Source organism: Devosia sp. ZW T5_3 (assembly GCF_044987315.1).
Lineage (GTDB): Bacteria > Pseudomonadota > Alphaproteobacteria > Rhizobiales > Devosiaceae > Devosia.
Window position 1 is genome coordinate 212,359 of record NZ_JBJDRE010000001.1, and the last position, 16,145, is coordinate 228,503.

At 58.5% G+C, this 16,145-nt stretch carries 18 protein-coding genes and 2 pseudogenes; 9 read left to right on the top strand and 11 right to left on the bottom strand.

All coding sequences use genetic code 11. The annotated features are described in order from the left end of the window. Window positions 1-29: 29 nt before the first annotated feature. Complete coding sequence (locus ACI3KW_RS01015) at window positions 30-659, bottom strand: LysE/ArgO family amino acid transporter (RefSeq protein WP_404846780.1); 630 nt, start codon at window positions 657-659, stop codon at window positions 30-32. 74 nt (window positions 660-733) lie between these two features. On the opposite strand from ACI3KW_RS01015, the gene ACI3KW_RS01020 reads away from it, so the two are divergent. Then, entirely contained in the window at window positions 734-1,621 is an 888-nt protein-coding gene (locus ACI3KW_RS01020) for a LysR family transcriptional regulator ArgP (protein ID WP_404846536.1), read from the top strand. Window positions 1,622-1,694: 73 nt separating this feature from the next. Here ACI3KW_RS01020 and ACI3KW_RS01025 read toward each other — a convergent pair. The 3 genes and pseudogenes from ACI3KW_RS01025 to ACI3KW_RS01035 form a co-directional block, all read right to left on the bottom strand. Then, window positions 1,695-1,951: pseudogene (locus ACI3KW_RS01025) on the bottom strand (MucR family transcriptional regulator); the annotation flags it as partial. A gap of 22 nt (window positions 1,952-1,973) precedes the next feature. Continuing rightward, the gene (locus tag ACI3KW_RS01030) at window positions 1,974-2,942 is read right to left on the bottom strand and encodes a zinc-binding alcohol dehydrogenase family protein (protein ID WP_404846537.1); all 969 of its coding nucleotides are present in this window, start codon (window positions 2,940-2,942) and stop codon (window positions 1,974-1,976) included. A 333-nt stretch (window positions 2,943-3,275) separates the two neighbouring features. Beyond that, window positions 3,276-4,013, bottom strand: coding sequence for an SDR family oxidoreductase (locus tag ACI3KW_RS01035; protein WP_404846538.1), 738 nt, complete (start codon window positions 4,011-4,013; stop codon window positions 3,276-3,278). 103 nt (window positions 4,014-4,116) lie between these two features. Here ACI3KW_RS01035 and ACI3KW_RS01040 point away from each other — a divergent pair, with 103 nt between their 5' ends. Next, entirely contained in the window at window positions 4,117-5,010 is an 894-nt protein-coding gene (locus ACI3KW_RS01040; RefSeq protein ID WP_404846539.1) for an AraC family transcriptional regulator, read from the top strand. 241 nt (window positions 5,011-5,251) lie between these two features. On the opposite strand, the gene ACI3KW_RS01045 is transcribed toward ACI3KW_RS01040, so the two are convergent. Then, window positions 5,252-5,977, bottom strand: coding sequence for an SDR family oxidoreductase (locus ACI3KW_RS01045; RefSeq protein ID WP_404846540.1), 726 nt, complete (start codon window positions 5,975-5,977; stop codon window positions 5,252-5,254). Between the two features lie 79 nt (window positions 5,978-6,056). Between ACI3KW_RS01045 and ACI3KW_RS01050 the strand changes: the two genes are divergently transcribed. Beyond that, window positions 6,057-6,701, top strand: coding sequence for a TetR/AcrR family transcriptional regulator (locus tag ACI3KW_RS01050; RefSeq protein ID WP_404846541.1), 645 nt, complete (start codon window positions 6,057-6,059; stop codon window positions 6,699-6,701). A 176-nt stretch (window positions 6,702-6,877) separates the two neighbouring features. Here ACI3KW_RS01050 and ACI3KW_RS01055 read toward each other — a convergent pair whose 3' ends face one another. Beyond that, complete coding sequence (locus tag ACI3KW_RS01055; RefSeq protein ID WP_404846542.1) at window positions 6,878-7,501, bottom strand: TetR/AcrR family transcriptional regulator; 624 nt, start codon at window positions 7,499-7,501, stop codon at window positions 6,878-6,880. A 131-nt stretch (window positions 7,502-7,632) separates the two neighbouring features. Here ACI3KW_RS01055 and ACI3KW_RS01060 point away from each other — a divergent pair, with 131 nt between their 5' ends. Then, window positions 7,633-8,061, top strand: coding sequence for a nuclear transport factor 2 family protein (locus tag ACI3KW_RS01060; RefSeq protein ID WP_404846543.1), 429 nt, complete (start codon window positions 7,633-7,635; stop codon window positions 8,059-8,061). 248 nt (window positions 8,062-8,309) lie between these two features. Here ACI3KW_RS01060 and ACI3KW_RS01065 read toward each other — a convergent pair whose 3' ends face one another. Continuing rightward, complete coding sequence (locus ACI3KW_RS01065) at window positions 8,310-8,597, bottom strand: DUF1428 family protein (protein WP_404846781.1); 288 nt, start codon at window positions 8,595-8,597, stop codon at window positions 8,310-8,312. Window positions 8,598-8,622: 25 nt separating this feature from the next. Next, entirely contained in the window at window positions 8,623-9,633 is a 1,011-nt protein-coding gene (locus tag ACI3KW_RS01070) for an NAD-dependent epimerase/dehydratase family protein (RefSeq protein ID WP_404846544.1), read from the bottom strand. 83 nt (window positions 9,634-9,716) lie between these two features. Between ACI3KW_RS01070 and ACI3KW_RS01075 the strand changes: the two genes are divergently transcribed. Then, entirely contained in the window at window positions 9,717-10,274 is a 558-nt protein-coding gene (locus ACI3KW_RS01075; protein WP_404846545.1) for a TetR/AcrR family transcriptional regulator, read from the top strand. A 225-nt stretch (window positions 10,275-10,499) separates the two neighbouring features. Here ACI3KW_RS01075 and ACI3KW_RS01080 read toward each other — a convergent pair whose 3' ends face one another. Continuing rightward, complete coding sequence (locus ACI3KW_RS01080; RefSeq protein WP_404846546.1) at window positions 10,500-10,898, bottom strand: ester cyclase; 399 nt, start codon at window positions 10,896-10,898, stop codon at window positions 10,500-10,502. A 402-nt stretch (window positions 10,899-11,300) separates the two neighbouring features. Here ACI3KW_RS01080 and ACI3KW_RS01085 point away from each other — a divergent pair, with 402 nt between their 5' ends. Then, on the top strand, window positions 11,301-11,960 hold the full coding sequence (locus ACI3KW_RS01085) for a TetR/AcrR family transcriptional regulator (protein ID WP_404846547.1): 660 nt from the start codon (window positions 11,301-11,303) through the stop codon (window positions 11,958-11,960). 56 nt (window positions 11,961-12,016) lie between these two features. Here the strand turns inward: ACI3KW_RS01085 and ACI3KW_RS01090 are convergent, their stop codons facing one another. Then, a complete protein-coding gene (locus tag ACI3KW_RS01090) occupies window positions 12,017-12,967 on the bottom strand; it encodes an AraC family transcriptional regulator (RefSeq protein ID WP_404846548.1) in 951 nt (316 codons plus the stop codon). Window positions 12,968-13,078: 111 nt separating this feature from the next. Between ACI3KW_RS01090 and ACI3KW_RS01095 the strand changes: the two genes are divergently transcribed. Then, window positions 13,079-13,444, top strand: coding sequence for a DUF1330 domain-containing protein (locus ACI3KW_RS01095; RefSeq protein WP_404846549.1), 366 nt, complete (start codon window positions 13,079-13,081; stop codon window positions 13,442-13,444). 163 nt (window positions 13,445-13,607) lie between these two features. On the opposite strand, the gene ACI3KW_RS01100 is transcribed toward ACI3KW_RS01095, so the two are convergent. Then, window positions 13,608-14,192: a TetR/AcrR family transcriptional regulator gene (locus tag ACI3KW_RS01100; RefSeq protein ID WP_404846550.1), complete on the bottom strand. Its 585-nt coding sequence runs from the start codon at window positions 14,190-14,192 to the stop codon at window positions 13,608-13,610. A gap of 281 nt (window positions 14,193-14,473) precedes the next feature. On the opposite strand from ACI3KW_RS01100, the gene ACI3KW_RS01105 reads away from it, so the two are divergent. Then, entirely contained in the window at window positions 14,474-15,571 is a 1,098-nt protein-coding gene (locus tag ACI3KW_RS01105) for an aldo/keto reductase (protein ID WP_404846551.1), read from the top strand. A gap of 37 nt (window positions 15,572-15,608) precedes the next feature. Further along, a pseudogene (locus ACI3KW_RS01110) lies at window positions 15,609-15,752 on the top strand (IS3 family transposase); the annotation flags it as partial. Window positions 15,753-16,145 lie beyond the last annotated feature (393 nt).

A 16,145-nucleotide genomic window follows, 5' to 3' on the forward strand; every position in this document is an offset into this window, starting at 1 on the left:
GCCTATGAAGGGAGAGGGACTGGACATGATCAGCTCAAATGATTGAACGCTCCGATAAGGAGCGAAGCGGCAAGGCTTAGCATGACAATGCCGACTACCAAATCCAGAGCCTGCCAAGCGGATGGACGGATGAAGATAGGCTGCAGAAGACGGGCACCATAACCAAGGGTGGCGAACCAGATGAAGCTTGCCGCCGCCGCTCCCAGTGCGAAGATCGGGCGCAGATCTTCCGGTTGCGCCGAACCAGCCGTTCCCATGAGCAACACCGTGTCGAGGTAGACGTGTGGGTTAAGGAAGGTGAATGCGGCGCCGGTGACAATAGTCTGCCCAAGCGACATACCGGTCCCCTCCGCTACGGACATGGCGTTGGGCGAAGCCACCCGGCGAAGAGCTAAGATCCCATACCAGCCGAGGAAAACGGCTCCTCCTATCGCAAGGAGGGTGGTGAGTTGGGGAGCAGCTGAAAGGAAGGCGCCGACGCCGCTGACGCCGGCAGCGATCAACAACGCGTCGGACACGCCGAAGAAGAGCACAATCGGCCCCACATGCTCGGCTCTAAGCCCTTGGCGTAGAACGAACAGGTTCTGTGCGCCGATGGCGACGATGAGTGCTGCGGAGAGGGCAAAGCCTGAGAGGAAGGGTGGCAGGAGGGTTGTCATAGCTGAGCTCATGACTCCAGCCAGTCCGCAAGTAAAACTTGAAAAGCTTAACGTGATGAAGTTTAGCTTCATCCATGCTCGATTACCCAGCTCTTGCTACAGTTGCTGCCGTCATCAACGAAGGCAGCTTTGAACGTGCTGCTATTGTCCTGGGCATTACGCCTTCTGCCGTTTCTCAACGTGTGCGCGGCCTTGAAGAGCGACTGGGCGGCGTCCTTATCGTTCGAGGCCGGCCCTGCGAGCCCACCGAGTTGGGCCGAACAGTCACGGCCCATTTCGATCGGGTTCGCTTGCTTGAGACAGAGCTGGGACCAGAACTTGTGCTGGATAGAAAAGAGCAACGGCACCTTGCCCTGAAGGTGGCGGTGAACTCCGATAGCCTGGCAACGTGGTTCCCCGAGGCGGCAAGGCAATTTGGTCTTGCAACGGATATTCCGCTCGACTTGATCCTTGATGACGAGACGCACACAGCCGAGCGTCTTCGATCCGGGGAGGTCGTAGCAGCAGTCACTGCGGAGGCGGGTGATGTTCAGGGATGCCGCAAAATCCCCCTCGGTTCGTTGCCCTATGCGGCTTGCGCCAGCCCTGACTTCGTTGCCCGGTTCTTTCCACACGGGATAGATGCTCACGGGCTTGCCAAAGCACCCTGCCTACGTTTCGACCGACGGGACAGCCTTCAGGTGAGGTGGGCCAAGCAGATGCTCGGCTTTGAGCTAGATGCTCCCATCTATTCCGTTGCCTCAACCCATGCGTTCATCGATCTAGCAGTCGCCGGGCTCGCCTGGGGCATGCAGCCCCTCAAATTGGCCGAACCATGCCTTGCAGCCGGCACACTCGTGGAGTTGGTGCCTGATACTCGAATCGCAGTGTCGTTGTCTTGGATCGTCGCTCGGCTGCCGGTAGCCTCGCTGGACCGCCTGACCAAAGCTGTCCGGTCGACCGCAAACATCGCGCTGGACTGAGCGAAGTCCGCTTCACGGGTGACAAGGCTGAGAAGTCGACGTTTCGCTTACCAGCCCATCTCGACGTCCAAGGTCAATTTGGCGCAAACTTCCCGGGCCTCTTGATGGACACCGAAGCTTGAAGAGAAGGCTTGCGACCAAGGCCCGCAGTTTGGCCATCGTTGAGCGCGTTTTGGAGTAATTTGGAGCAACCATGGGGTAAACCGACGGCAGACCCCACTTTGCTCGTTATTCGTCCGGCGTCATCCCTAGACCGGCCAAATGGCGTTTCATCGATTTGAACTGCTTGCCATCGTCCAGCCAGATGATGAAACCCGGTGTGACCGATCGTGGCGCCATTTGACGCCAGTAATTATCTGGGTTGAGGCCGGATGATGACACGTCCGAAAGGATTACCTACTTCAGCATAGTTGTGAGCCGCAGACGCGTCCTCAAGGCTGAACACTCGATCGACCACAACATCTAATTTCCCTTCTGCCGCTTCGCCCAGCATTTGCTCGACGGCTGCATAAACCTCCGGCTTTTCGAGTTGCGTGCCCATGTAAACCCCGAAAAGTGACTGGTTCTCTCCCATGGCTGGCATAAGGCTGACCGAAAGATCGCCTCCACCAGCGTTCCCCACGAAGATTAATCTTCCCTCCGATGCCAAAGCGGACAGCGATTGCTGCAGAGTACTGCCGACTGGATCGATCACCATGTCGACGCCTTTACCAAGGGTCAGGGAACGGGCGGCGTTCGCAACATCCTCCTGCTTTCGGTCGATGACATGGTTTGCCCCGAGCTCCTTCAGCCGCCCAACCCGGTCTGTTCCGCTGGTAACGGCAATCACTGTCGCGCCAGCACGCCTTGCCAATTGGACTGCAGCCAGCCCGACGCCGCCTGCTGCTGCCAATATGAGAACTGTTTCCGCATGTTGGAGCTTCCCGCGGGCGTGCAGGCAATGATGCGCTGTTCCGAACGAAATGGGCACAGCAGCTGCGGCATTCATACCGAGACCTGCGGGCATGATCCATGTCCGGCTGGCCCTAACTGAACGCATCGCAGCATGGGACCCTGCCAGATCGAAGCTAGTCACCCGGTCGCCAACCTTTCGATTCACAACATTGGAGCCGACGGCCGCGACGGTTCCGGCCGCTGCGTATCCTACAACATGCCTCGGAGCAGGAGGCGGGGCGAGGCGTCGATGAATAAGATCACCCCCTTCGACGGAGATCGCCTCAACGGAAATGAGAACGTCGTCTGCTCCGACAACCGGATCGGGCACATCGGTATAGTGAAGCACTTCCGGGTCCCCCGGCTCGCTGTAGACCGCTGCTTTCATTAGTTCGCTCCGTTGTTGAATCTGGTTCAGGTAGTCACCCTTGCACTCGTATCAAGTGCGGATCGTTATCCAGTCTGGGTGCTAGGAGTTCGGAAGCGTAACGAACGATGCTCAGTTTGCTCGAGAGCATTGTGCAAAGCCATCGCCATGGAAGAACGCTGTCCGAGGACGCGGGAAAGAACTCGGGTGCAGGGAGCGACAGGTACGCTTAAAGGCGGACGGTCCGCAGACCACCCCTATCTTGCCCGTCAGCAACCGACCCCCAATTCGGTCATTGTGTCCAAGGTTACTGTTGCCCGAGACCAGACATTAATGCCGTCGGGAGAGAAAGCGTCAATCCTGCGCGGTGGGGCGCACCACAATGCTACCGACCTCTACGTCGTCAGGCTGTTCGATCGCAAAAGCGATGGCCCGAGCGATCGCGTTGGGAGAGATAGCTAGTTCCTCTTTTCTCTTGTTGATTGAAGCCTTCAAATGTGGGTCGCCAATCGAAGCGTCCGCAAAGGTCGTGTCGATGAAGCCGGGCGAAATCTCGGTCACGCGCAGGTTGGAGCCCGCTTCCTGGCGCAGCGCCTCGGTGGCGGTCCGCAGCGCGTTCTTGGTGGCCGCATAAACACCCATTGTGGGAACGATCTTGATGCCTGCAGTGGAAAGGACGTTTACGACGTGCCCTTTCTGCTGTCGGCCGAAGACCGGAAGTGCCGCAGCGATCCCGTAAAGCGTACCCCTCAGGTTCACGTCGATCATGGTATCCCAATCCTCTACTTGCAGTGCGTCGAAGCGAGAAATTGGGCCAATTCCGGCATTGTTGATGATCACATCCAAACGGCCGAACCGATCGCAAGCCAGACGGACCAATGCTTCGAGATTGGACCGTTGAGTTACATCCGTGACGAGGAACACGGCTTTACCACCTGCGGCCTCGATTTCATCGGCAACGGCTTCAAGCTCCGTTTCGCTTCTTGCGCCTAGCACGAGACGTGCTCCTCGTGCAGCCAAGTGAAGAGCGGTGGCTCGCCCGATGCCGCGTCCGGCGCCAGTGATAGCGATGATCTTGTTTTGAATGGTCATGATGTTTCCGAGGTCGAGTTGCATAATCAAACTTAGCTATGCTGACCATTCTGGATCATCTATACTTATTTGACCGTATTTTTGTCGCGATTGGCCAAATTGCATGTACGATCTCTTTTCCGAAGTCCTAGCCGTTCTTGGCACGCGGAGCGTTCGCGGAACTGCCCTTGAAGCAAGTGGCGACTGGGCGCTCTCCTTTGATGGCCGCGCTCGGCTAAAGTTCGTCGCGATTGTGCGCGGCGGATGTTGGCTAATGCTTCCGGACCATGTGCCAGAGCCGCTAGCAGAAGGCGATGTTGTCCTGCTCAGCAATGCGCACTACACGGTAGCAAGCGATCCCAACCTTGAGCCTGCCGATGGAATGGATCTTTACTCTTTGCCTGGGCAAGACACCGTTCGCCTCGGTGGCGGCTGCGACACGGTTCTAATAGGCGGTGGTAGCGGGTTCGCGGAGGGATGCGCGTCGTTTGTCCTGGATGCGTTACCTCGGTTTTTGCGCATCGACCGATTGTCGCCCGGTGCCGAAGCCGTCGCTAGGACATTGACATCCCTGCAGGACGAAGTGCACTCCGGGCGGGTCGGAGGCTCCTTGATTGCTGAAAAGCTCGCGGATATCCTCGTTGTAGAAGCTGTCAGAGCCTATGTTGCAGTCGGCCGCGCAGACAGTGTCGGCTGGATCGCGGCACTCGCAGACCCGCGCATCGCCAGAGCTATCGAGCTCATGCACGGCGAGGTGGCTCGCCGCTGGACCGTTCCAATTCTGGCACGAGAGATCGGCATCTCCCGCTCGGCCCTTACGCTTCGCTTCTCCCAGCGAGTTGGTCGGCCTCCGCTAGACTATCTGACACACTGGCGGATGCTGTTAGCACAGCGAAAACTTGCCAGGGGTCAGGCAGTTTCCGAGGTTGCCGCGGACGTTGGCTATACCTCACAGAGCGCCTTCGCCCACGCCTTCAAACGTACGATGGGTCGCACCCCGCGTAGTGATCGACGGTAACGCGATCAATTCCAGGAAGGCCTCTATATGTGCGCGAGACCTCCGCTTCTACAGAACATATGCTGATAGCAGACAGGCAGAAACCCACCCCATAGTCGCCGGGCGGCTACCGGCCCCATTATGGACATTTGGGCTCCAGGATCGCAGTCTCAAAAGCTGCCATCCGCTTGATTTTGAACTTCCGGCCTGATCAAGGCCGGAAGCGGCTCTATTCCTGCCCTCAGCCGGACTGGCGCGACGGTCAGGGTTTGAACGAGGCCAGTTGGTCGTGCAGCATGGGATAAAGTTCTTCGCCTTTCATGCTCAGCATAGACTTGAGGCCCCGCGTCGGTTCATCGGCCAGGATTTCCATCGCGCCGTCGGAAACGCCGTCATAGGCCTGTGCGACAACGCTGGCGGCACTCACCTTTGGAACATCCCATCGGGTAGACATCGGTGTGTCGATCATGCCGACCAACAGCCCGATGACCTGCGTCTTCTGGGCCTGTAACTGGAACCGCAAGCCATTGGTCGCCGCCCACATCGCGGCCTTGGAAACCGAGTATCCGGTCGACAGACCAAGCCACGCCGCTGCCGAAAGGATATTAAGAATCGTGCCGCCGCCATGTGTTGCCAGCACCGGGGCAAAGGCGTTGGCAACGCGCAGCGTGCCAAAGAAATTGGTCTCGAAAATCCGCCGCAGCTCTTCCTCGGGACCGGACATGGAGTCACCGGCGGGGGCAATGGCCGCGTTGTTAACCAGCAGGTCGACATCGGATGCTAGTGTCGCAGCATCGGCAACAGCCTGGGCATCGGTGATGTCGAGCGCGAGCGCCTGAATCCGTGTGTCGTCCCATTGGCGAGGCGTACGCGCCGCCGCATAGACCTTGCGCGCACCGCGCTCCAGCGCCTGATTCACAAACTGTTCTCCGAGGCCGCCATTGGAGCCGGTGATCAGCACCGTCCGGCCTTCGAGTGACTTTTCCATTTGAACTCTCTATGTAAGTGGGGACTGCCCCCGCAACGTTCAATATGGGGAGTGACCCCACTTATGCAAGGAGGATGCGATGACGCATTTGCTGTCCAAGCAGGAACCTGCTGGCACCACAGCCAAGATCCGCCGGGTGCGGAGCGATGCTTTGCGAAATCGTGAGGCAATTCTGGATGCGGCGCGCCGAACTTTTGAGGTCGAAGGGGTAATGGCGTCTTTGGACGGCATTGCCGTGCTCGCCGGGGTTGGCAACGCGACGCTCTATCGCAACTTTCCGACCCGTGAAGACCTGCTCGCTGCGGTTATCCGGTCGAGCTTCGAAGATGCGCTCGCCTATGGACAAGGGCTCTCTGTTGCGCTCGATCCCGGGCCTGCACTGGCAGAATGGCTGGTTGGGCTGGCGTGGCGGCTGCACATCTGGCACGATCTGCCATATTGCCTGGCCTCAGCCCATGCCGATCCTTCGGCGTCGTTGAACGACTCAAACCGACCAATGATCAAGGAGACAGAGCGCCTGTTGCAGGCTGCTCAGGCCTGCGGCCAGGCGGTCGTCGCTATTACGGCCGAAGAAGTCTTCGAACTTGTGCTCGCTTTGTCATGGGCCATCGATCGCTACAATGACACCGAGGCCGTGGCGCGTCGCCGCGTGATGATGGGGACTGTCGGGGTGTTTATGCCCTTCGACCGGTCCGGCAATCGTGCTGGACCTCACGGTGCCTGAGCCAAGGCCCTGAGGCAGGCCTCGATCACGCACCTTCGGCCCTTTGTCCGCTTTAAGACTAACCGACCCCCAAAGCGGGCAGTTGCCTTCCCACCCCGATGCTGCCTATCTGCAAACGACCTCATTCGGCCATTCATTTTCCAATGAAACACCTAATGTTGCCGCTCCTATCCGCGCTAGCGGCCCGGCCACATCGCCAGGAAGGTCGCGACGATGCCGCGTAGCTCCTGCTCGGTTGCACCGCTGCCGGCTGCAACCAGCAGCCCGTCAGTGGCCGCTTTGAGCGTGAGCGCGAGACTGCGCGCATCAAGCGATGTGGGCACATCGCCTTCGCGCGCCGCCAGCTCGATCCGCGCGATCAGCTTAGCGCGCCAGAAGTCGCCGCGCTCGGTAACGAAGCGGCGCACGTCCTCATCACCGGGCGCGTGGCTCAACGAATGGACGATGCCCATGCTGCCCTTGGGGTTGGCAGTGTCGGTTTGGAGCCAGATCGTGCCAAGGAGCAAGCTCTCCGCTACGCCGCGCGCGGTCGGCTGATCGAGGGCTTCGAGCATGTAGGCAGTCTTCTCGCGTTCGTAGAGGTCCATGACCTTTCTGAACAGCGTCTCCTTGTCGCCAAATGAGGCGTAGAGCGTAGCGCGGCTGATCCCCATCGCGGCGATCAGCGTACCGATGCTCGCGCCGGCATAGCCGTGCCGCCAGAACACGCGCATCGCCGCAGCCAGCGCCGCATCTCTGTCGAACTGACGGGGGCGACCCGGCGGACTGGGTGGGGCGGCACTGGCGGATGATGTGGTCATTTGCCTTTTCCCATTATCTAGCTATTTCACCTATCAATTATGGAACGATTGGTATAGCTATATGTTTCTGGAACGATCGGTCTACCTGAAAGGCCGGTCATTTTATCAATCGCATCAAATGAGAAACGTTCATGACCTACACCCCTATTGAGCAGAATAACCACCGCATCGTAACCGAGGCGTTGGCCGACGCGTCCGGCGATTTCTCCAAGTTTTTCGAGGCCATCTTCGCCGAGGATGTCGTGTGGACGCTGGCGGGGCATGGCCCGGTTGCGGGCACCTATCATGGGTTGAAGGAGCTTTTCGACAAGGCGGAGAATGCGCTCTTCTCGCGCTTTGCCGCACCACTCAAGCCCACGACGTGCGGCGTGTGGGCAGATGGCGACACCGTGCTAGCGCACATCAAGACGTCAACCACCGCGCTCGATGGCAAGCCTTACAACAATGAATATTCCTACATTATGCACATGCAGGGCGGCAAAGTGGTTTCGGGCATCGAATGGCTCGATTTCGACGCCTATTACGCGATCATCGATCGCGTTCAGGTCGGTGCAGGCTGACCTTCCACGGGCGGCTGCGGTACATAGTCGGCCAAGGTCACGGCCGCCTCGACGCCAAGATTGATCCGGTAGATCGCCTTAAAGTCAGCCCAGAATTATCAGGTCAACCTTTGTCCACGTGGCCTAGCAAACTAGTCCAGCTCGTCAGCGGGTCTGATAGCGCTGGTCTCGCAGGCATAAAAAGATCCTTCACAAGCAGGTTTCGGCCCAGAAGGCAGGCCGAGCTGGTGCGGCTGTGCTGCTACAGGTCAACGACCGGCTCGAAGCCGCCCATAGGCGTCCCAAATTTTTGGGTCGGGAGCAATGCGGGGTCTTCCATCAGGATTTTCCAGGCGGCGTCGCGCACTTGCTGCCATGGCTGCGTCCTGCTGGGTGGAAACCGCTCGCTGGAAGTCAGTCGTTTCGTCGGGAGGCACGTCATCGCACCACGTGTCGACGGCGCGCATTGCGCTATGCTCAATAAGCAGCGGCGCCTGGGCTTTAGCAGCGGCGCGATAGGCCCTTTGTTGGCGACGGGCCGACCCCATTTCGGACATTGACCAGTGTTGTTGGCCTGGCACGCTACACTATGCCATTTGCGATAAGGCTTTCGGCGGTGGCGAGAATGGCATCGTCAGCGGTGACAAATGGCCGGTTGAGAAGCGAAAGCGCTGCAGATGTGTCGACCATTTTGGCCTCACCCAATTCATCGACGATCGGCCGCATCATCGGCACTGCGATGGCTGCCAACCTGACCAACCAATCGGGTATCAGAGCCGTCGGTACGCGGCGGCTCGAATAGTGCTGTCGAAGAATGCGTGCCGCATCAGCTAAATAGTATCCGTTGACTGCCATCGGGTGACGCCTTCCCCCCGCCTCGGATGCTGTCATGGCTCGCAGATGAGCTTCGGCTACGTCACGCACGTCAATGGGGTTTATACCAAGGCGGGGCAGCACGGGCATGCGACCACCCAATAACATGCTCACCAATTGAGCCGAGGTGCCTGGGTCCTCGTCGAGCAGCGGTCCAAATATGCCGCTTGGATTGATGACAGCTAGGTCGCCATGGCGTCCGGCAGCATCCATTATCGCCCAGGCACGGCGTTCTGCGAGGGCTTTGGACTGTTGGTAGGCGGGCACCTGTCCGCCCTCGAGCTGTGTCCAATCGTCTGACGAGAACCGGCGGCGGTTCTGCGGATGGCCGTATGTGATGGCTGCGGTGGAAGAGGTCAGCACTATACGCTCGACATCAGCAGCGAGAGCAGAGTTTAGCGCCCGCTCTGTGCCTCCGACCGCGGGCCGGATAAGGTCCTGTGGGTCCTTTGGTGTTTCGAGCGAGAACGGAGACGCGGTATGCTGAAGATAGCGGACGCCTTTCATCGCCGCGTCCCATCCCGCGTCGCTGAGAAGATCGAGCTCAACCACTTCGAGACGCGAAACATCTGATCCAGCCCTTGCGAGGGTGTCCCGCACTTTCGTGGCCTTTGACAGGTTGCGCACGCTTCCACGGACGAAATAGCCAGAGTTCAGCAGTTGCAACGCGACGTGGCCACCGAGGAAGCCGGAAATGCCTGTTACGAGAACACGATCCATGTAAATTAGTCTCCAGGTGAACTGAACGAAACATACGAATTTCGTATAGATAGTTCAATAGCGCCTGAATTGGAAAGGGTGTCATGGCTGACAAAAGTGAGAACAGACGGCGGCACATCGTTGATACATCGCGCATGCTCATCCTGCGCCGTGGCCTTCGTGGAACGACAATGGAGGCTCTGGCGCGCGAAGCGGAGGTGGCCAAGGCTACGCTCTACGCCTACTTCCAGGACAAGGACGCTGTCTTTGCCGCCGTGGTTGACACTTTAGTGGACGAACTCAATGCGGCATTCGAGGTCAGCATGGCCAGCGGGGGCGATTTACCGGAGCGCATCGGGCGCGCGCTTGGAAGCCAGTTCAACGTGTTGGCCAATGCGCTTGCTGGCTCGCCCTATGCCACAGAACTCATGAGCGAACATCGTCGAGCCGGCCTGCAATTGCGCGAACGAGAACATCTTACTGAGCGGTTGATCACCGAAGCGCTCGATCAAGCCGGGGCGAACGACGCGCAGCTACTGAGCCACATCATCATCTCGTCCGCCTATGGCATTGCCCTTAAAACGAATGAACCAGATCGGCGCGCAGACGCGATCATGCTTGTATGCCGACGAGTTCTGGCGCCCGCCTTGAACAAAGGATAGTCGTGCGGTCCCAGAGATTGCGTTAGCGCGGAACGATCTCCGGTACTCCTTTAGTACACGGCTATTATATCTGAGGCGATGGCCGCATCGGCATCACCGTGCGGCCAGTTTCAACTTGATCTGTAGCGCTCTAATAACATTGACGGAAGCACACGGCAGGTACGTTATGTGCCGATACTTCCGCAACCTAGTGGCTACGTATATTCTCTGCGGATTTTAAGCGGGCTACGCTGCGCTACGCAGTTGCTGGCCGACCGTTGCAGCATCAATCAGGAACCACATGTCTACGAAGCGGCCGTTTTCAACCCTGTACGAACCGTACTCGATAATGCTGAACGCGGCACCTGTCGGCTGATGCCCTAGGAACGGCATTACCGGCTTGCCCGTGTCGTGCAGACGAGCGGCGACGCGGTGCTCATCAGTGAACAGATCCTGCACGGTCCAGTGAAAGTCGGGTACCGCATCAGCCATGCCTTTGAGGGAAGTGACCACTTCCTCGCGCTTGTAGGACGTCCCGTTTACTTGCACTTCGTCGGAGATCAATGTCGCGACGGTTGCGAAATCGCGGGCATTGAGCGCTGAGATGTAGCGACCGTAGAAAGCTTCGAGGTCAGGGTTTGTCATGAACGTCTCCTATTAATTACGATTTCGAGGCCTCAACTGTTCATCGAGCAGGCCTCATCAGTGCTAAATCCGTTCCTGCCGGGGCTGTGTGAATTATGCAGTGAACGATGCATAATTGTGTAGGAGCGGCAGTTGCAAGCTGTCAACTTAAATATGCAGTGATCGTTGCATAAATTGCAAATAGGGACCGTTTCGGGCGTTGAAATCGGCATCGCCGCGGCTCCGATGCCCGCACTGTTGGCTTGAAAGTGAAGTGCCAAAGTGCCCGTATCGCTGACAGCGCGACGGATGGCGGCCGGGTCGGCACTAGCAAGCTCGCAGTCTTTGTCCTCGTGCAGTGATCGATGCATTGGCAAGGGGAAGCAGTTGCAAATTGCCGCCAGCTAATTTATGCAGTGATCGATGGCAAATAGTTTTCTCATGCCCCTTTCCAGTTCATTGCCCAGTCGTCCCTCACGCGGTCGGCCGCGGGAATTCGATCGCCAAACTGCGCTTGCCGCCGCGACCCGGCTGTTTTGGATCAGAGGATACGAGGCGACATCGATTGCCGACCTGACGGACGCGATGGGGATCGGAACCAAGAGCTTATATGCGGCCTTCGGCTCAAAAGATGAGCTCTACGCGGAAGCGCTGCAATACTATTCCACGAGTTGGGAGGGCTTGGTTTGGAACCGCTTCAGGGAGGCCCCGACCGCGAAAGAGGCAGCGCTGGCATTTCTTCAGGATTCCGCAATCGCCATGACCGGTGGGGACCGCGATCTGCCGCGGGGGTGCATGGCGGCACTCGCCACTGTGGGCAGCGAAGGACATTCCGAATTGAGCGACCTCATGCGAGCAACACGTTCAGGCGGTTTCGAACGCCTCAAGGCGCGTTTTGACAGAGCTAAGAGCGATGGTGACCTTGAGATTGCAGCGGACACGACCAAACTCGCGAGGTTTATGCAAACCGTCCAGGGCGGTATGGCGATCCGCGCCCGCGATGGAGCGGAACGGGCCGAACTCCATGCTATGGCGGCAATTGCGATTTCCGGCTGGGACAATATCACCGGCAAAATCGATTAAAGATTGCAGGGCAAGAACTGATCCCTCTCGTGACGCAGGTATATCAAACCTAGGGATTAAGGCTCCTCCCTTATGCGGCGGGACGAGCTTTCAGCGAACTGCCTCGGCGAGCAGCCGACAGCACGGGTGAAGGCGGTGCTGAACGCACTTCCAGACTTATAGCCAATGGAAAAGGCAACCTCCTCTATTTTTGCCGTTCCAGACCCGAGCGCCTCTTTGGCAAGCGCTATCCGCCACTGCAAAAGGTAAGAGATCGGACTGACCCCGACGACGGCATGAAAGCGCGTGGCGAAGGTCGAACGCGAGACACCACAAAGCCGTGCCAGGGATTCTACCGTCCACTCGTGCCCGACATCCGCGTGCATGGCACGCAGTGCTTTCATCGTCACCGGATCGCCAAGGCCAGACAGCAGCCCGCGCCTGGCGGAGTCGACACCCTGTTCGGAGAAATCCGATGCGGGCATCCGAAGGATCTCGACGAGCGCCAGTTCGGCAAGACGAACGAGGATGAATTCGCTGGCCGGGCCGGGGTCACGACCTTCGGCATCCATCAGTGAAAGGAGGCTGTGAACCCGATGGAGTTTCTGAGAACGAGACGGAATCTGAATAATGGGCGGCAGAAGCGCTGTCAGCAGGTCCTTATTCGCGGCCGAGAAAAGGAATTTGCCCATGTGAAGCGAGATCGTCCTGTCTTGGCCGGAGCCCAGCATCAAGCGGTTGCCCTGATTTGCTGCAACGGCCGCGACGCTGTCGACTGGCACGACGTTAGGATTTGAAGTCAGCGTAAAGGGCACCAAAGTCCGCACCAGCGCAAAGTCTCCCTTTTCCAGCCTCACGGGAGGGTAGCCGGGTCGTGTCAGTTGGCATGTGCCGTCCTCTATCCACACAAAGAGAAGGTCTCCCAGCGACGGAAAACTCAGTCCCCAATCTCCTGCCGCGTCCAAACCCCGGCCTAGTAGGGCAGCCCGAGGACGCAGCAGCCGGATGAAATCAAGAAAAGGATCCATTTTGTACGGTCGATAAACTATTCCGGCGGTGGCATTATGGAGAGTTCAGGTAACATCGCATAATTTGCTGCGGATTTCACGAGGCCTTTGGCCAACGACCGGAGCATGACGATGATCACAGTTGCCCCTACCGATATAGAGCGTTTTCTAGCCGAAGATGACGACCAGCCCATCATCATGCTCAACCTGCTACGGTTCAAGGCCGACGGCGGCAGGCAGCGCTACTTGGACTACCTCGCGATGGCCGGTCCAATCGTCGCCCGGTATAGAGCGGAAATCATTTTCGCCGGCGATGGTGCGACCGCGCTCTGCGCCGAACCCGGTCAATCCTGGGATGCGGTGGCGCTGGTGCGCTATCCCAATCGCTCAACCTTCGTGGACATGATCGCCGACCCCGCATACGCCATCGCCGATCCGATCCGGATGTCGGCACTGGAAGAAGCGGTGTTGCAGCCAATAAGCACTATGGCGCTCTAGGTCGAATACAATCCAATCCACATCGGGAGAGATTCAATGGGCAGGTCGCACGGTCGTCGCGTTCGTCGATCGTGCGATTTTGTACAGGAAGGATATCGGACGCCTCTTCACGCCTTGGCGTGATCGGATCGCAGCACCATCACCTTAGGACTTATGGCTTTGCTCATGACCCCGTGGTCATGCCCCTAATGTAGTTGTCCAATGCCAAATTGAGGAGTGTGTCGGAATATTGAGTATCCTGCATTAGTCGCTCCTCGATCATGAGAATTGCGATCCCGTGTACCATTGCCCATGCGCCTTTTGCGTGCAGTTCTGCATCTTCCGGCCCCCGGATTTCCTCAACGATCTCGCAGACGCATTTCAATGCCCCCTGGGCCGCGGCGTCCAGTCCGGGGAATGCGAGCCTGTTCATGACCTGGCTGAACATGAGCAGATAGATAGAGCGATGCTGAGCCGCGAATGCCATGTAGGCGTGCGACACAGCCATTAACCTGCTCTTTGGATCGGAAATTCCCACGAGAGCAGATTGGAATGCTGCGATCAGCCGCTCGAACCCCTGTTGGGCAAGGCCGGCAAGCAACGCATCGCGGTTCGGGAAGTGGCGGTAGGGCGCGTTGTGGGAGACGCCGACCGCTTTGGCCACGGCACGGGTGCTGACTTCGTCGAGTCCTTTGTCCGCCAGCAAGCACTCGGCCGCGTCCAGCAACGCCTGTCGGAGATTTCCATGATGATAGGGCTCGGTGGTCATTGGTATTGCTTCAGGTCTGAGGACAGCGCGAACGGTTGGCACGCCGTAGGGAAAAGCTCTCGACAAGACAGTTGGTTTGTGAGATGTTGTCACTGACAACACTGAGCGTGGTGGTTCGTGCCACACTTCATTATCCAACGCGGAACCGGGTCTGTCGAGATCGAACCGACCGTCACTCCAGAGGATGACGGGCGATACGGTCACGCAATTTTTCGGGGGAAGGCGAGGGGCCTTCGATCCGAAGTTCCCGAGCACGGTGCCGATGCAACAAGGAGAAGATCATGAGTGAACAAAAGGAATCTGGTGTCGGCCGGCGCGGCTTCCTCGGTGCCTTGGGCGCGGGGGCGGCGGTTCTAGCCGCGGCACCACTCATTTCCGCAGCAACACCTGCCCACGCTCAGTCTGAAGCGGAAGCGACGAGCACAACGCCCGTGGCGCGGACGCGCCTCATTCCGAGGACCGAGCAGACCCTCACGACACTCGGTCTTGGCACCTTTCTAACCTTCGATGCGCTACCCGGTGACGACCGCAGCAATCTGCAGGAGGTGTTCCAGCGCTACGTGGCTGGCGGCGGCAGGGTTGTCGACACGTCGCCTCTCTACGGATCGGCGGAATTGTCTGTCGGTGCTTTCCTCGCCGGCACACCGGAGGCATCGGAGATATTCGTCGCCAACAAGATTTGGTCGACCGGCGAATATGCCGGTGATGAAAGCCATGCCGAGAGGAGCCTCGAACAGTCTAGGTTGCGCGTTTGGCGTGACACGATCGACCTGATGCAGTGCCATGCCCTCGTCAATGCCGGAGCTGTGCTGCCGCTAATGCAGGCATGGAAGCGGGAGGGACGCATCCGCTATGTTGGCGCGACCCACCATGAAAACGGGGCGCATGATCAACTCGCACAGTTGGTGGAGACTGACGCCGTCGATTTCATCCAGACCAACTATTCGATCTTCAACCGCGGAGCCGAAGATCGCTTGCTGCCGGCCGCTGCTGATCGCGGCGTCGGCGTGTTCATAAATCTTCCACTAGAGAAGGCTCGCCTGATGAGGGTTGTTGAAGGCCAGCCGCTGCCCGATTTCGCTCGCGAGTTTGAAGCCGCGACCTGGGTACAGTTCTTTCTCAAGTGGGTTATGGGGCATCCGGCGGTCACCACCGTGCTGTGCGGCACCTCGAACCCAGCCCATGCCGAGGACAACGTCCAGGCCATGTACGGCCCCCTCCCGGACGAGGCCATGCGCCAGCGCATGGTGCAGCATATGGAGACAATTCCCGGTTTTGCGGACATAGGTCGGATGCCTTGGTACCCCGGCAAGGAAGGCCGGTATCAGGGATTGATGCAGGCGGCCCAGGCAAGGGTTCTCGCACGCATGGCAGAATGAGTGCGTTAGAACGTACACTCTGGCCAACACATTCCGGCAGTTGATCGATGACGCCTGGAAGCAGAGCGGCAAGGCCTACGGCTACCGTAAGCTGCATGATGACCTGCTGGACCAGGTTGAGATCCGTTGTGCCAGCCGCACTGCGGACCTGGCCAGACTGGCCCAAATCGAATATCGGCGCAGCCTGGCTGGTCCACTTTGTTCAGATCGGCCCCGGATTCGTATAATATGCGGTCTGGAATGACAGCTACCGCACCCCTTTCGATCATTCGTTCCGCTATTTAATTTCCCGAAAGCTGCCATTGAGCAAGCTCAATGGCGTAGTCGGATGTCTGCGATGTAAGCGCTGGAGAGCCATCGTGTCGTGGTTCTGTTGGCTCGACACTCACTGTGGACGGCAGTGGAGTGGACCAATTAGTGTGGCGACCCCTCGAGGGTACGTCGCTGAGACCGCAGTGGCGCAGGGAATGGATTACAGCACTGCCGGCGAAACGGCTACGTTAGGTGGGCCGAACAGACCAGTGACCTCGCTGTACGTATCAATGGACCTGCATGCGCCCCGCAATCGGATCGA

Coding starts and splice junctions, on each gene's coding strand:
- ACI3KW_RS01075 (WP_404846545.1), top strand. CDS start 9,717: ATGGCTGACAAAAGTGAGAACAGACGGCGGCACATCGTTGATACATCG.
- ACI3KW_RS01035 (WP_404846538.1), bottom strand. CDS start 4,013: ATGACCATTCAAAACAAGATCATCGCTATCACTGGCGCCGGACGCGGC.
- ACI3KW_RS01045 (WP_404846540.1), bottom strand. CDS start 5,977: ATGGAAAAGTCACTCGAAGGCCGGACGGTGCTGATCACCGGCTCCAAT.
- ACI3KW_RS01080 (WP_404846546.1), bottom strand. CDS start 10,898: ATGACAAACCCTGACCTCGAAGCTTTCTACGGTCGCTACATCTCAGCG.
- ACI3KW_RS01055 (WP_404846542.1), bottom strand. CDS start 7,501: ATGACCACATCATCCGCCAGTGCCGCCCCACCCAGTCCGCCGGGTCGC.
- ACI3KW_RS01050 (WP_404846541.1), top strand. CDS start 6,057: ATGACGCATTTGCTGTCCAAGCAGGAACCTGCTGGCACCACAGCCAAG.
- ACI3KW_RS01070 (WP_404846544.1), bottom strand. CDS start 9,633: ATGGATCGTGTTCTCGTAACAGGCATTTCCGGCTTCCTCGGTGGCCAC.
- ACI3KW_RS01100 (WP_404846550.1), bottom strand. CDS start 14,192: ATGACCACCGAGCCCTATCATCATGGAAATCTCCGACAGGCGTTGCTG.
- ACI3KW_RS01105 (WP_404846551.1), top strand. CDS start 14,474: ATGAGTGAACAAAAGGAATCTGGTGTCGGCCGGCGCGGCTTCCTCGGT.
- ACI3KW_RS01040 (WP_404846539.1), top strand. CDS start 4,117: ATGTACGATCTCTTTTCCGAAGTCCTAGCCGTTCTTGGCACGCGGAGC.
- ACI3KW_RS01065 (WP_404846781.1), bottom strand. CDS start 8,597: ATGTCCGAAATGGGGTCGGCCCGTCGCCAACAAAGGGCCTATCGCGCC.
- ACI3KW_RS01060 (WP_404846543.1), top strand. CDS start 7,633: ATGACCTACACCCCTATTGAGCAGAATAACCACCGCATCGTAACCGAG.
- ACI3KW_RS01085 (WP_404846547.1), top strand. CDS start 11,301: ATGGCAAATAGTTTTCTCATGCCCCTTTCCAGTTCATTGCCCAGTCGT.
- ACI3KW_RS01015 (WP_404846780.1), bottom strand. CDS start 659: ATGACAACCCTCCTGCCACCCTTCCTCTCAGGCTTTGCCCTCTCCGCA.
- ACI3KW_RS01090 (WP_404846548.1), bottom strand. CDS start 12,967: ATGGATCCTTTTCTTGATTTCATCCGGCTGCTGCGTCCTCGGGCTGCC.
- ACI3KW_RS01020 (WP_404846536.1), top strand. CDS start 734: ATGCTCGATTACCCAGCTCTTGCTACAGTTGCTGCCGTCATCAACGAA.
- ACI3KW_RS01030 (WP_404846537.1), bottom strand. CDS start 2,942: ATGAAAGCAGCGGTCTACAGCGAGCCGGGGGACCCGGAAGTGCTTCAC.
- ACI3KW_RS01095 (WP_404846549.1), top strand. CDS start 13,079: ATGATCACAGTTGCCCCTACCGATATAGAGCGTTTTCTAGCCGAAGAT.